Raw genomic sequence first — 13,643 nt, 5'->3', positions numbered from 1 at the left:
GCGTCCGACAGGGACGACAGGAGGGCCCCGCGCGAGCGATCCGCGCGGGGCCCTCTCCCTCGTACGGTCAGGCGCTGTCGACCGGCTGCGGCGTCTGCACCTCGTCCGCGTGCTCGCCCGTCACCAGGTAGACGACCCGCTTGGCCACCGACACCGCGTGGTCCGCGAAGCGCTCGTAGTAGCGGCCGAGCAGCGTCACGTCGACCGCCGTCTCGATGCCGTGCTTCCACTTCTCGTCCATCAGGTGCTGGAAGAGCGTGCGGTGCAGCAGGTCCATCTCGTCGTCGTCCTGCTCCAACTGCATCGCCAGGTCGACGTCCTTGGTGATGATGACCTCCGCCGCCTTCGCCATCAGGCGCTGCGCGAGCTGGCCCATCTCCAGGATGGTCGCGTGCAGGTCGTGCGGCACCGCCCGCTCCGGGAAGCGGAGGCGGGCCAGCTTCGCGACGTGCTGCGCCAGGTCGCCGCTGCGCTCCAGGTCCGCGCTCATGCGGAGCGAGGTGACGACGATCCGGAGGTCGGTGGCCACCGGCTGCTGGCGTGCCAGCAGGGCTATGGCCCGCGCCTCCAGCTCGTGCTGCAGATCGTCCACCTTCTGGTCGGAGGCGATCACGGTCTCGGCGAGCTTCAGGTCGGCGTCGAGCATGGCCGTGGTGGCGCGCCCGATCGCCGACCCGACAAGGCGGGCCATCTCGACCAGGCCCTCGCCGATCGAGTCAAGTTCCTCGTGGTACGCGTCACGCATACGGCGTTCCCTCTCTGTACCTCGCTACGTATGGACCCGGTTGGCCCCACGCTCCCACGTTCCGTGCTGTACGCGTCCGAATCCGGCACCACAAGTGAATCGACCCCGTACCCAAGGTGAACTCTGGGCGACGAGTGTTCGAGCTGCCACTCGGATGGCTGTGGAGGAGCGGCCGGAGCCGCATAACCTGAAGACATGGACGTGAACGCGGCGGTCGCCGCAGCGGCAGCGATCGCCGGAGTGTGCACCGGTGTCATCGCCATGCTGGCGTTTCGCTGGAGCGAACGCGACCAGAAACGCCCCACCCGCACCTCCCTGCACACGGACCCGGTCCTTCCGCCCGGCGTCGACACCGTGCTCTCCGTGCTCCGCTCCTCCGCCGTCGTCCTCGACGAGGCGGACAGCGTGGTCAAGGCAAGCTCGGCGGCGTACGCCCTCGGTCTCGTACGCGGCGGGAAGCTCGCGGTCGAACCGATGCTGCAGATGGCCAGGGACACGCGCAGGGACGGCGAGATACGCCAGGTCGAGCTCGATCTGCCGCGGCGCGGCACCGGCCGCGGCGACGCGCTCGCCGTGTCCGCCCGCGTCGCCCCGCTCGGCTCCCGGCTCGTGCTGCTGCTCGTCGAGGACCTCACCGAGGCCCGGCGCATCGAGGCCGTACGCCGGGACTTCGTGGCCAATGTGAGCCACGAGCTGAAGACCCCCGTGGGCGCGCTCTCGCTGCTCTCGGAGGCCGTCATGGACGCCTCCGACGACCCGGAGGCCGTCGAGCGGTTCGCCGGGCGCATGCAGAACGAGGCGACCCGGCTCACCAGCCTCGTACAGGAACTCATCGACCTCTCCAGGGTGCAGAACGACGACCCGCTGGAGGACGCCGAGCCGGTGCGCGTCGACGAACTCGTCGCCGAGGCCATCGACCGCTGCCGCCAGCCCGCCGCGTCGAAGCAGATCACGATGGCCGCCGGGGGCACGGCCGACCTGCGGGTCTGGGGGAACCGGGGGCAGCTCGCCGCCGCCCTCGGCAACCTCGTCGAGAACGCCGTCAACTACTCGCCGGCCCGTACGCGCGTGGGCATAGCCGCCCGCCGCGCCTCGGCGGGCGGCGGCGACCGCATCGAGATAGCCGTCACCGACCAGGGCATCGGCATCTCCGAGAAGGACAAGGAGCGCGTCTTCGAGCGCTTCTACCGCGTCGACCCGGCCCGCTCCCGCGCGACCGGCGGCACGGGCCTCGGCCTCGCCATCGTCAAGCACGTGGCGGCCTCGCACGGCGGGGAGGTGACCGTATGGAGCTCCGAGGGACAGGGCTCCACCTTCACCCTGCGGCTGCCCGAGGCGGCCGCGACCCGCACCTCACGCACCCCCAAGACATCCCGCACCAGTGGCCCCGGAGACGTACGCGACGAAGACGACGCACACGGGCCCGACGACACAACCGCATACGAATCCATTCCTGCCACTCCTGCCGCCCCGGAGGTCCTTCCGTGACCCGAGTGCTTGTCGTAGAGGACGAGGAGTCCTTCTCCGACGCCCTGTCCTACATGCTCCGCAAGGAGGGTTTCGAGGTCGCCATCGCGGCCACGGGGCCCGACGGCCTCGACGAGTTCGAGCGCAACGGTGCCGACCTCGTCCTGCTCGACCTGATGCTGCCGGGGCTGCCCGGCACCGAGGTCTGCCGCCAGCTGCGCGGCCGTTCCAACGTCCCGGTGATCATGGTGACCGCCAAGGACAGCGAGATCGACAAGGTCGTCGGTCTCGAAATAGGAGCCGATGACTACGTCACCAAGCCGTTCTCCTCGCGTGAGCTGGTCGCCCGCATCCGGGCCGTCCTGCGCCGCCACGGGGAGCCGGAGGAGGTCGCGCCGCAGGCCCTGGAGGCCGGTCCTGTCCGCATGGACGTCGACCGTCACGTCGTGACGGTGGGCGGCGGCAAGGTCGACCTTCCGCTCAAGGAGTTCGACCTTCTGGAGATGCTGCTGCGCAACGCGGGGCGCGTCCTGACCCGTATGCAGCTGATCGACCGGGTCTGGGGCGCCGACTACGTGGGCGACACCAAGACGCTCGACGTCCACGTGAAGCGCCTGCGCGCCAAGATCGAGCCGGACCCGGGTGCGCCGAGATACCTCGTGACGGTGCGTGGACTCGGCTACAAGTTCGAGCCGTAAACCGGCGACGTCCCCACCCCACGGGGAACCAGCGAACGGCGAGGGGCGGAACCCATTGGGTTCCGCCCCTCGCCGTTCGTTACCGCGTCTTGTTACTGCGTCAGTGACCCGCGGCGCTGTGCGACGCGGAGGCGGACGCCCCCGTCGAGGCGGAGGCGGAGCCCTTGTCGTTCGGCGTCGCGGACGTCGAGGCCGACGTCGACGGGGACGCGGAGGCGCCCGGCATGGCCGGCACCTCGCTCGGGCCCCACTTCTTGAAGTAGCTGTCGGCCGGCACCACGAACGCCTTCAGCTTCACGTCTCCGGCCTTGCTGAAGGAGAACGTGATCGGCTGCGCGTTGCCGTCGAGGACGGCGGTGCGGCTGTTGGGCAGCTCGGCGGAGGCGTTGCCCTTGCCGCCGAGGACGACGGAGCCGCCGGCCGGGACGTTGATCTTCGAGCCGCCCTTGGCGTCCGACAGCTTCGCGGTCTTGCCGACGCCGTCGACGGTGATCGCGTCGAGCGTCTGGGCGGTGCGCCCGTTGTTGAAGAGCGTGCCGGTGACGACGGCCGGGCCCTTGGACGCACGGTCCGGCTGGGTGATGACGGTGGCGTTCTGGATCTTGATGTCGCCGACCGAGGTCTCGGCGTTGTCCGGCTTGACCTCAAGTGTCTGCGCGTTGTTGCCGGCGCCGCACGCGGCGAGCGAGGCGATCGAGAACGCGATGGCGGCGGCGGCGAGGGAGCCGCGTCGAAGGCTGCTGCTCACGGCGGCGGCAACTCCTTGAACGTGGGCGGGCAAGGCGGCGAGGTGTAAAGCCGCCCTAAGGGTCTGTCAGCGGCCTTAGGTTACCGAGCCGTTCCCGCGCCGCCGCACCCGACCCGCCCCTCGATGCCGGACACCGTCCCCGGCTCCTCCACCTGCACCCGATCCGCACCCCGATCCGTGCACCGATCGCCCCACGTTCCCCATGGTCACCATTGGGTCGCGCAGGCCCCTTGTTCACCATTCACATAAGGCCTGTCCAGGTGCCGGGGCGGATATCCGGTAAGGAATGCGCGGGGGTCCGGAAAAACGATCACGGGGAGCCGTGATTCACGAAGATCAATTCCGGATTCCGCTCGAACGTACCTCCGGGTCCCTGAACGGACTAGCGAAAGTTCATCGCTTCGAAGCACGCAAACCGGGACTTTCGACCCCTGGAAGGCCCGCCGCGGCGGCGGTAGCGTACTCGTTTCGGCTTCCGCGAAGAACGGCTCCGACCTGCGAATACCCTCCTCCGGCACCCCTCCGCAGCACGTTCCCGATGGAGTTGTCAAGCCCCGAGATATGCCCTGACCTGCGAAAACGCCATTCAGAACCCGCCGTTTCCGTGTTACCCTGGATAGCCACGGAAGGGGTACCTGTCACATGACGTTCAAGGTTGGCGACACCGTGGTCTATCCCCATCACGGGGCCGCGCTGATCGAGGCTATCGAAACTCGCCAGATCAAAGGCGTGGACAAGACCTACTTGGTGCTGAAGGTCGCCCAGGGCGACTTGACGGTACGTGTGCCAGCGGACAATGCGGAGTTCGTCGGCGTGCGTGATGTGGTCGGTCAGGACGGGCTCGACCGGGTCTTCGAGGTGCTGCGCGCGTCGTACGCCGAGGAGCCCACGAACTGGTCGCGCCGTTACAAGGCAAACCTGGAGAAGCTCGCCTCCGGCGATGTCATCAAGGTCGCGGAAGTGGTCCGTGACCTGTGGCGTCGGGAGCGTGAGCGCGGACTGTCCGCGGGTGAGAAGCGCATGCTCGCCAAGGCTCGCCAGATTCTGGTGAGCGAGCTCGCACTCGCGGAGAACACGAACGAGGACAAGGCCGAGGCCCTGCTCGACGAGGTTCTCGCGTCCTGATACGCCGCAGCGACGCCATGTTCATCATGGTCATGCACGTAACGACTGCTGTCGCGTAAAGGCGTAAAGAACAATGCCGTGGTGCCCGATGACCCTGATGGTGTCGCCGGGCGCTGCGGCATGTTTGTACCCGTACATGCTTCGCGTGATTCCCACTGGTGTGCCGGGCCCGGGAAGCTGGCTCGACCAGTGTCACGGAAGGGTCCGGTCAAGGCGTCGCGCCCGGCACGCTGTGGCCATACCCACCTCTCCCGAGCGCACAAACCTGAACGGAACCGATGTCTGACGAAACGCGTCCCGTAGGCAGCGCAGTACGCACCGCGGCCGTGATTCCGGCCGCTGGACGGGGCGTGCGCCTCGGTCCAGGCGCCCCCAAAGCACTGCGCACGCTGAGCGGCACTCCGATGCTGATCCATGCCGTCCGAGCGATGGCGGCGTCCCGCGCCGTGTCCCTCGTCGTGGTGGTCGCGCCGCCCGACGGCGCCGCCGAAGTGAAGTCCCTGCTCGCCGATCACGCCCTGCCCGAGCGCACCGACTTCGTCGTCGTGCCCGGCGGTGAGAGCCGGCAGGAGTCGGTGCGGCTCGGGCTCGAGGCCCTGCCGGACGGCATCGACATCGTGCTCGTGCACGACGCGGCCCGCCCCCTCGTGCCGGTCGACACGGTCGACGCGGTCATCGAGGCCGTACGGGACGGGGCTCCGGCCGTCGTCCCCGCGCTGCCGCTCGCGGACACGGTGAAGGAGGTCGTGCCGAGCACCGACGGTTCGCCGGAGCCGGTCGTCGCGACGCCCTCGCGGGCCAAGCTGCGGGCCGTGCAGACGCCGCAGGGGTTCGACCGGGCGACGCTCGTGCGCGCGCACGAGGCCGTGACCGAGGACGTGACGGACGACGCCGGGATGGTCGAGCACCTCGGCCACCAGGTGGTCCTCGTGCCCGGGCACGAGGAGGCGTTCAAGGTGACGCGGCCGCTCGATCTCGTCCTGGCCGAGGCCGTGCTTGCCCGGAGGAGGGCCAACGATGGGTTCTGAGGGTTCCGGTCTCCCGGGCGTCGTGCTGCCGCAGGTCGGCATCGGGACGGACATCCATGCGTTCGAGGACGGGCGCGAGCTGTGGTGTGCCGGGCTGAAGTGGGAGGACTCCGGGGCCGGGCTCGCGGGGCACTCCGACGCGGATGTCGTGGCGCACGCGGCCTGCAACGCGCTGTTCTCGGCCGCCGGGCTCGGCGACCTCGGGCAGCACTTCGGTACCGGCCGGCCCGAGTGGGCGGGGGCGAGCGGGCTCACGCTGCTGGCCGAGGCGGCGCGCATCGTGCGCGAGGCGGGGTTCGTGATCGGGAACGTGGCGGTGCAGGTCGTCGGCCCCCGGCCCAAGATCGGCAAGCGGCGGGACGAGGCACAGAAGGTGCTGTCCGAGGCGGCCGGGGCGCCGGTGTCCGTGTCGGGCGCGACCACGGACGGGCTCGGGTTTCCCGGGCGGGGCGAGGGGCTGATGGCGGTGGCGACGGCGTTGGTGGCGCGGGGGCCGGTCGCCGGGTAATCCGTCGGCCACAACCGGGGCTCTGCCCCGGACCCCGCTGCTCATTCCCCGCAGGGGCTTGAGGTGGTGGCTTATTGCGAACCGGTTGCAGTTAGCATGGGCGGGCAGTGCGGTCCGTTCGTGGTGAAGGCAGGCAATGGGTGAATACGTGGTCCGCGTGGCCGAGGACGGCGACGTGGACGAGGCCCGGGCCGTCATGCTGGACACCGTGTACCGCGACCTGCGCTCCGGGTACGTGCCGCGCTGGCACGCCGACATCATCGACCCGGCCGCCCACTATCTGCGCCCCGAGCGCTGCACCCTGCTCGTCGCCGAGCACCGGGAGAGCGGGGAGATCGTCGCGACCGGCGCCGTCCGTGACCGCGGGCCCGCCGCGCCGCCCAACCCGCAATGGGTCGCCGACCGCTTCCCCTCCGGGTCCACCGCCCAGCTGTGCCGGATCTACGTACGCCCCGAGCACCGCAGGAACGGACTCGCGCGGGACCTCGTGCGGGAACTCGTCGACTTCGTGACCGGGGTCGGCGGGTACGAAGCCGTGTACCTGCACACCGACCCCGCCGTGCCCGGCGCCGAGCCCTTCTGGCGCTCGATCGCCCAAGAGGTGTGCGACGAGCGGGAGTTGCCGGGTGGCGGACAGGGCATCGTGCACTTCGAGCTGCCGCTGCCCGCGCCGGTTCCCGCGCCCGTCGGCTGATGCGGCGCCGCGGCTTTCTGCTGGCGGCGGCCGGGATCGGGCTGACGTCCGCCTGCGGCTCGTTCACCGGGACCGCGCGTCGCGGCCGGATCGCCGTCGACCTCGCCTTCGCGCCCACCCAGGGTCTTTCCCCGTACAGCGACGACGGGTTGCTGCTCAGCCGACTCGCCGTGGTGGACGGGCTCACGCGCATGGGCACCGACGGTGTCGTCCGTCCCGCGCTCGCCGAGAAGTGGGACCGCACGTCCGCCACCACCTGGGAGTTCACTCTGCGCGACGCCCGGTTCCAGGACGGCGGGCGGGTCACCGCCGACGCCGTCGAGGGGGCGCTGACGCGGGCCGGGCGGGCGAAGACGCAGCCTCGGGTGCTGAGCGACATGCGGCTCGCCGCGCGCGCCACGGGGGAGCGGACCGTGCGGATCACGACCGGCGCCGCCGACCCGCTGCTGCCCGCACGGCTCGCGAACCCGTCGCTCGCGATCTTCTCCCCGGCCGCGTACGGCAAGGACGGCGGCGTCGATCCCGTCGGGACCGCCACCGGGCCGTTCGCGCTGACGAAGGTGAACGGGGCCGTGTCCGCGGCGCTCGACCGGTTCGACGGGCACTGGCGCGGGAAGGCCGCGGCGCGCGGCCTCGACGTCACCTTCGTCGCCGACAACAACGCCCGTGCCAACGCGCTGCGTTCGGGCCAGATCGAGATCGCCGAGTTCGTGCCCGCCGCACAAGCGCTCGTCCTCGGCGACCGGGCGCGGGAGGTCGCCACCGTGCGCACCACGACCCTGTACCTGAACACGCGGACCGGGCCGCTCGCGGACGCCGGTCTGCGGGCCGCCGTGCGGGAGAACGCCGACACCTCCGCGCTCGCCCGCAGCGTGTACGAGGGGTACGCCACGCGGGGCGCGGGCCTGCTGGGCCCCGGTTTCGCCTGGGCCGACGGGAAGCAGCTCCCCGTCACCGGCCGGGCGAAGGCGGCGAAGCCGCGCGGGCAGGCGCTCACCCTCGCCACGTACACCAACCGGGCCGAACTGCCCGAGGTCGCCGCCGCGCTCCAGCAGCAGTTGCGGCGCGCCGGGTTCGCGGTGCGGCTCGTCGTGAAGGACTACGCGCGGCTCGAGTCGGACGCCCTGGACGGGGAGTACGACGCGTTCCTGATGTCCCGGTCCACCGCGCTCGACACCGGCGACCCGGTCTCGTACCTCGCCTCCGACTTCAGCAGCGGGGGCAGCTTCAACATCGCGCAGCTGAGCGACCGCGGGGTGGACCGTCTCGTGCGCGAGGCCGCCGGGCTCGAAGGGGCGGCGCGGCACCGGGCCACGCTGCGCGCCGAGGCCGCGATCCTCGGCACCGACGCGGCCGTGCCGATCGTCCACGAACAGCATTTGCAGGGCGTCGGGGCCGGGGTGCGCGGGGTCGTCCTCGACCCCTATGAACGACAGTTCGTCGGCTTGGAGACGCGCGCCTGATGCCTCGTGTCCGCAACAACCGGCTGAACGTGTCCGTGTCCCTGTCCGTGGCCGTCGGGAGGGTCGGCGCCGCCGCCGGGCTGCTCGTGCTCACCGCGCTGCTGCCCTGGCTGACCCGGACCGATCCCGCGCTCACCGTGCTGCACGCGCGCTACGGCGACGCGCCCACGACACCGAAGCAGCTCGCCGAGGTGCGCGGTCAACTCGGCCTGGACCAGGGCCCGTTCACGTTCATCGGGCAGTGGGTGCGGGGGCTCGCGCACGGGGACCTCGGCGCTTCGTGGGTGACCGGCGCCGATGTCGCCTCCGACGTGGGCTCCGCGTTCTGGGTGTCCGTGTCCCTCATGGCGTACGCGATGGTGGTCGCGGTCGTCCTCGCGGTGGCGCTGTGCGTGCCGACGCTCCGGCGCGCGCGGCTCGAACCGGCGCACGGGATGGGCGCGGGAGTCCTCGCCGCGCTCCCCGAATTCCTGCTGGCGTCCGTCCTCGCGACGCTGTTCGCCGTGCACCTCGGCTGGTTCCCGGCGCAGGGCTGGGCCTCGCCCGCCTCCGCCGTCCTGCCCGCGCTCGCCCTCGGCATCCCGGCGGGAGCCGTGCTCGGGCGGCTCGGCCAGGACGCGCTGCCCGCCGCGTTCGCCGAACCGTGGGTGCGTACGGCGAGGGCGAACGGCATGCCGCGCTCACGGATCGCCCGGCACGTGGCGCGGCGCGCGCTGCCCGCGGTGCTGCCGCAGGCGGGGCTCACGGTGGTCGGGCTCACCGGGGCCGCGGCCGCGGTGGAGGCGGTCTTCGCGATCCCGGGGCTCGGCGGCACGGCCGTCGCGGCCGCGCTCGATCTCGACCTGCCGCTGCTCCAGGGATGCCTGCTGGTGCTGCTGGGGCTCGGCGTGGCCGCGGCCGTCGTCGTCGGGCTCGTACGGCGCCGGCTGCTCGGTCCGGCTCTCGCGGCGGGCGCGCTGCCGGGGCTCGCGCGGGTGCCCGGGGGCGGGCGCGGGCGGCTGTACGCCGCCGGGGCGCTGGCCGCGGTGCTCATCGCGGTCATCGTGTGGGGGCTGACCCGCGATCCGCTCCAGGTCGACCTCGCCGCCAGGCTCGCCGGGCCGTCCGGCGCGCACCCCTTCGGCACCGACGCGCTCGGCCGCGACGTCCTCGCCCGGCTCGGCCACGGGGCGCTGCGCACGCTCGCCGTGGCGGCGGCCGTCTGCGCCGTGTGCTTCGTGGTGGGCGTCGGCCTGGGCCTCATGCGGTGGACCGCGGGGCTCACCGAGGTCGCCAACGCGATGCCCGCGATCCTGGCGGGGCTGCTGGTCACCGGCCTGTTCGGGGCGGGTGTCACGGGGGCGGCGGTCGCCGTCGCCGCGGTCGGCTGGGCGCCGCTCGCCGCGCACACGGCGGCCGTCGCCGAGGCGGAGCGGGGGGCCGGGTACGTCGAGGCCGCGATTGCCTCCGGCGCGGGGCGGTGGCAGGTGTTGCGGTGGCACGTGCTGAGCGCGGTGGTGCCGACGGTGGGGCGGCACGCGGTGCTGCGGCTCGCGCCCACGACCCTGGCGCTCGCGTCCCTCGGTTTCCTCGGGCTCGGTACGCAGCCGCCCACGCCCGAGTGGGGGCGGCTGCTGATGGAGAACCTGCCGTACGCGGAGCGGGCGCCGTGGTCCGTGCTGGCACCTGCGGTGGGCTTGGCCGGTGGTGCTGGCGTCCTCCGGTGGCCTCGGGCGGCGACGGTGACCAGTCGCGGGGCTCCGCCCCGGACCCCGCGCCTCAATCGCCGGCGGGGCTTGATTTCGCCGGACCGGACCTCGGCCGCTGTGCATCAAGCCCCTGCGGCGTTTGAGCAGCGGGGTCCGGGGCGGAGCCCCGAGGGCGCAACGCCGAAGCAGCGACTGATCCGCGGGCTCCCGCCCTACCTGCGACTCCTCGCCACCACCCAGCTCGCCTTCAACATCGGCTTCTACGCCGTGCTGCCCTACCTCGCCACCCACCTCGCCGACACCATCGGGCTCGCGGGCTGGGCCGTGGGGCTCGTGCTCGGGCTGCGGACCTTCAGCCAGCAGGGGCTTTTCGTGGTCGGGGGCGCGCTCACCGACCGGTTCGGGCCGCGGCCGGTCGTGCTCGCCGGCTGTCTGCTGCGGATCGCCGGGTTCGTGTGGCTGGCCTTCGCGGGGAGCACGGTCACCGTCGTCGCCGCGGTCGTGCTCGTCGGGTTCGCCGCGGCACTGTTCTCACCCGCCGTCGAGTCGGAGGCCGCCCGCGAGGCCGTCCACCACGAGCGCGCCACCGGCGTCCCGCGCGCCCAGGTGCTCGGCGTCTTCTCGGCGGCCGGGCAGGCCGGCGCGTTCCTCGGGCCGCTGCTCGGCACCGCGCTGCTGTACGCCGGGTTCCGGGCCGCGTGCCTGGCGGGCGCGCTCGTCTTCGTAGGCGTGTTCGCCGGACACGCGCGCCTGATGCCGCGCCGCGAGCGCGTGCGCGCCCGGCGCACGGACGGCGCCAGGACCGTCTTCGCGAACCCCCGCTTCCTCGCGCTCTGCCTCGCGTACAGCGGCTACCTCATCGCCTACAACCAGCTCTACCTCGCGCTGCCCGTCGAGATCACCCGCGCCACCGGCTCCCAGAAAGCGGTGGGTTTCCTCTTCGCGCTGTCGTCGCTGCTCGTCGTCGGCGCCCAGCTGCCCGTCACCCGCTGGTCGGCGGCCCGGATCGCGCCACGGGCCGCACTGACCCGCGGGCTGCTGCTCGTCGCGGCGGGATTCGCGACGGTCGCGGCCACGGCCCCGTACCTCCCGAGCCACACCCCGTACGCGCTGCTGCCCGCCTGCGCCCTGGTCGTGCTGCTCACGCTCGGCCAGATGCTGCTCGTCCCGGCGGCGCGCGGGCTCGTCCCGGACCTGGTGGACGAGCGGCACCTGGGCCTCGCGACCGGCGCGCTGTCCTCCGTGTCGGGGCTGGCCGTACTGGCCGGAAGCGCCGGAACGGGGGCGCTCCTCACCCTGCCGACCCCCGTCCTGTGGTCGGCGCTCGCCGTGGTGCCGCTGGTGGCGGCGGGGCTCGCCCGCTTCGTGACACCCGTGCGAACAGTGCGCCGAAATACCGGCGTCCCCGGGTGCGTTCCCGGAGGATCGGGTACGCGCCAACCGTCCCCCGAGAAGGAGTGAAGCCATGTCAGCCCAGCTGTCCGACGAGCTCAAGGCACTGCTCGACAGCAAGGTCTTCATCGCAGTAGCCACGATCCAGCCCGACGGGAGCCCCCAGGTCTCCCCGGTGTGGGTGAAGCGTGACGGTGAGGATGTCCTGTTCTCCACGACCGTCGACCGCCGCAAGACGAAGAACCTGTACGCGGACCCGCGCGTGACGGTCCTGGTGCAGCCGGCCGACAACCCCTACGCGTACGCCGAGATCCGCGGCACCGCGGAGCTGACCACCGAGGGCGGCCAGGAACTCATCGACGAGCTGTCGGTGAAGTACACCGGCAAGAAGTACGCCGAGTTCAACCCGACGTCCGACCAGGACGCCGAGCGCGTCGTCGTCCGCGTGCGCCCCCGCAAGGTCGTCGGCCGAGTCTGAGCAAATCAAGCCCCCACAAATCCAGCCCCTGCGGCGTTCGAGCAGCGGGGTCCGGGGCGGAGCCCCGCGACCGCACGCCCGGAAGAGCCGCAGGGGCGAGGGCCCTAGCCAACAACCCAGCCAACAACCCGGCCAACAACCCGGTGAACGGCCGGAGGCCATGGCACGGCTCCGGGCCTACTACCCTGGAGGGGTGACTATTCGCCTGTACGACACCAGCGCCCGGCAGATCCGTGACTTCACCCCGCTCATTCCGGGCTGCGTCTCGATCTACCTGTGTGGCGCTACCGTCCAGGCGGCCCCGCACATCGGGCACATCCGGTCGGGGCTCAATTTCGACATCATGCGCCGCTGGTTCACGTACCGCGGCTACGACGTCACCTTCGTGCGCAACGTGACGGACATCGACGACAAGATCATCAAGAAGGCCGGGGAGCAGAACCGGCCCTGGTGGTCGATCGGTTACGAGAACGAGCGGGCGTTCAACGACGCGTACACCGCGCTCGGTTGCCTGCCCCCGACCTACGAGCCGCGTGCCACCGGACACGTGACCGAGATGGTCGAGATGATGCGCGGGCTCATCGAGAGCGGGCACGCGTACGAGGCCGACGGGAACGTCTACTTCGACGTGCGGTCCTTCCCCGGCTATCTCGAACTGTCCAACCAGGAGCTCGACAACCTGCTTCAGCCCTCAGGCGAGGGCGAGACCGGCAAGCGGGACCCCCGTGACTTCGCCATGTGGAAGGCCGCCAAGCCCGGCGAGCCCAGCTGGGAGACGCCATGGGGCCGCGGCCGTCCCGGCTGGCACCTGGAGTGCTCCGCCATGGCCCACAAGTACCTGGGCAGCGCCTTCGACATCCACGGCGGCGGGATCGACCTGATCTTCCCGCACCACGAGAACGAGATCGCGCAGGCCAAGGCCTTCGGCGACGACTTCGCGACCTACTGGGTGCACAACTCCTGGGTCACGATGTCCGGCGAGAAGATGTCGAAGTCGCTGGGCAACAGCGTCCTCGTCGCCGAGATGGTCAAGCAGTGGCGGCCCATCGTGCTCCGCTACTACCTGGGCACCCCGCACTACCGCTCCACCATCGAGTACAGCGAGGACGCGCTGCGCGAGGCCGAGTCGGCGTTCGGCCGGATCGAGGGCTTCGTGCAGCGGGTGAGCGAGCTGGCCGGTGGCACGGTCGCGCCCTCGGACGAGGTGCCGCCCGCCTTCGCCGACGCCATGGACGACGACCTCGGCGTCCCGCAGGCGCTCGCCATCGTGCACACCGCGGTGCGGCAGGGGAACTCCGCCCTCGCCGCCGACGACAAGGAAGCCGCCGTCGCCCGCCTCGCCGAGGTCCGCGCCATGCTCGGCGTCCTCGGCCTCGACCCGCTCGACGAACAGTGGGCCGGCGGAAGCGACACCAGCGGCGAGGACCTGCACGGCGTCGTCGACCACCTCGTACGGCTCCTCCTGGAGCAGCGCGAGGCGGCCCGCGCCCGCAAGGACTGGGCCACCGCCGACGCCATCCGCGACCGGCTCAAGCAGTCCGGACTGACCATCGAGGACGGCCCCTCGGGGCCGCGCTGGACGCTCGGCTGACAGCGGCCGAGCACCCGG

At 71.8% G+C, this 13,643-nt stretch carries 12 protein-coding genes and 1 pseudogene; 11 read left to right on the top strand and 2 right to left on the bottom strand.

Annotated features, from left to right (window positions below; translation table 11 throughout):
• Window positions 1-67 precede the first annotated feature (67 nt).
• Complete coding sequence (gene phoU / locus ACP4E5_RS21685; protein ID WP_425831158.1) at window positions 68-745, bottom strand: phosphate signaling complex protein PhoU; 678 nt, start codon at window positions 743-745, stop codon at window positions 68-70.
• Between the two features lie 195 nt (window positions 746-940).
• Between phoU and phoR the strand changes: the two genes are divergently transcribed.
• Entirely contained in the window at window positions 941-2,233 is a 1,293-nt protein-coding gene (gene phoR, locus ACP4E5_RS21680) for a two-component system sensor histidine kinase PhoR (protein WP_425831156.1), read from the top strand.
• Window positions 2,230-2,910: a two-component system response regulator PhoP gene (gene phoP, locus ACP4E5_RS21675; RefSeq protein ID WP_306321454.1), complete on the top strand. Its 681-nt coding sequence runs from the start codon at window positions 2,230-2,232 to the stop codon at window positions 2,908-2,910. The genes phoR and phoP overlap by 4 nt, the downstream gene beginning before the upstream one ends.
• A 100-nt stretch (window positions 2,911-3,010) precedes the next feature.
• Here phoP and ACP4E5_RS21670 read toward each other — a convergent pair whose 3' ends face one another.
• Entirely contained in the window at window positions 3,011-3,658 is a 648-nt protein-coding gene (locus tag ACP4E5_RS21670) for a copper chaperone PCu(A)C domain-containing protein (RefSeq protein WP_425831154.1), read from the bottom strand.
• Between the two features lie 642 nt (window positions 3,659-4,300).
• Here ACP4E5_RS21670 and ACP4E5_RS21665 point away from each other — a divergent pair.
• From ACP4E5_RS21665 to cysS, 9 genes and pseudogenes are all read left to right on the top strand, one after another.
• Complete coding sequence (locus ACP4E5_RS21665) at window positions 4,301-4,783, top strand: CarD family transcriptional regulator (RefSeq protein WP_266712542.1); 483 nt, start codon at window positions 4,301-4,303, stop codon at window positions 4,781-4,783.
• Between the two features lie 278 nt (window positions 4,784-5,061).
• Window positions 5,062-5,811, top strand: coding sequence for a 2-C-methyl-D-erythritol 4-phosphate cytidylyltransferase (gene ispD, locus ACP4E5_RS21660; protein ID WP_425831152.1), 750 nt, complete (start codon window positions 5,062-5,064; stop codon window positions 5,809-5,811).
• Window positions 5,801-6,319: a 2-C-methyl-D-erythritol 2,4-cyclodiphosphate synthase gene (gene ispF / locus ACP4E5_RS21655; RefSeq protein ID WP_425831150.1), complete on the top strand. Its 519-nt coding sequence runs from the start codon at window positions 5,801-5,803 to the stop codon at window positions 6,317-6,319. Before ispD ends, ispF begins: the two co-directional genes overlap by 11 nt.
• Window positions 6,320-6,455: 136 nt before the next feature.
• Entirely contained in the window at window positions 6,456-7,013 is a 558-nt protein-coding gene (locus ACP4E5_RS21650; protein WP_425831148.1) for a GNAT family N-acetyltransferase, read from the top strand.
• Window positions 7,013-8,476: an ABC transporter substrate-binding protein gene (locus tag ACP4E5_RS21645; RefSeq protein ID WP_425831146.1), complete on the top strand. Its 1,464-nt coding sequence runs from the start codon at window positions 7,013-7,015 to the stop codon at window positions 8,474-8,476. The genes ACP4E5_RS21650 and ACP4E5_RS21645 overlap by 1 nt, the downstream gene beginning before the upstream one ends.
• Before the next feature lie 41 nt (window positions 8,477-8,517).
• Window positions 8,518-10,224, top strand: a pseudogene (locus ACP4E5_RS21640) (ABC transporter permease subunit); the annotation flags it as partial.
• 57 nt (window positions 10,225-10,281) lie between these two features.
• Window positions 10,282-11,625, top strand: a complete 1,344-nt coding sequence (locus ACP4E5_RS21635) for an MDR family MFS transporter (protein WP_425841536.1) — start codon at window positions 10,282-10,284, stop codon at window positions 11,623-11,625.
• Window positions 11,626-11,629: 4 nt separating this feature from the next.
• Complete coding sequence (locus tag ACP4E5_RS21630; RefSeq protein WP_425831144.1) at window positions 11,630-12,034, top strand: PPOX class F420-dependent oxidoreductase; 405 nt, start codon at window positions 11,630-11,632, stop codon at window positions 12,032-12,034.
• 193 nt (window positions 12,035-12,227) lie between these two features.
• Window positions 12,228-13,625, top strand: a complete 1,398-nt coding sequence (gene cysS / locus ACP4E5_RS21625; protein ID WP_425831142.1) for a cysteine--tRNA ligase — start codon at window positions 12,228-12,230, stop codon at window positions 13,623-13,625.
• The last annotated feature ends 18 nt before the right edge of the window (window positions 13,626-13,643 follow it).

The organism is Streptomyces fractus, from assembly GCF_049844455.1.
Taxonomy (GTDB): domain Bacteria; phylum Actinomycetota; class Actinomycetes; order Streptomycetales; family Streptomycetaceae; genus Streptomyces; species Streptomyces fractus.
Note: the sequence above shows the minus strand (reverse complement) of the source record. Positions and strands in the feature narration are given on the sequence as shown.